Source organism: Psychrobacter sp. CAL346-MNA-CIBAN-0220, from assembly GCF_040309805.1.
Lineage (GTDB): Bacteria > Pseudomonadota > Gammaproteobacteria > Pseudomonadales > Moraxellaceae > Psychrobacter.
The window spans coordinates 1-279 of sequence record NZ_JBEOPF010000162.1 but is presented as its reverse complement, the minus strand read 5'-3'; the positions used below and the strand labels follow the sequence as shown (position 1 = coordinate 279).

1 protein-coding gene is annotated in these 279 nt (G+C 39.1%); it reads left to right on the top strand.

All coding sequences use genetic code 11. The features are described from left to right. On the top strand, window positions 1–279 hold a 279-nt coding region (locus AAEY88_RS13140; RefSeq protein WP_350563098.1), incomplete at both ends, for a GAF domain-containing protein.

Genomic DNA, 279 nt, shown 5'->3' with positions numbered 1-279 from the left:
AAATATACAAGGGCAAGGTGTTGATTGCTGTAATGCACAGCTCAGTGCAGAGGATTACCCTGCCTACTACGAAGCTATTTATAAACAAAACTTAATAGCCATTGACGATGTTTATAATCATCCCGCTACCGTTGATTTTATTGAGCACTATGCAAAACCTAATAATATAAAATCTATGCTAGATGCCGTTATTACAACCGGTGACGGAAATTTAGGTATTTTATGCGCAGAAACCGTTGGGGAGTTTCGCCAATGGACGCAAAGTGAAGAAACCTACTT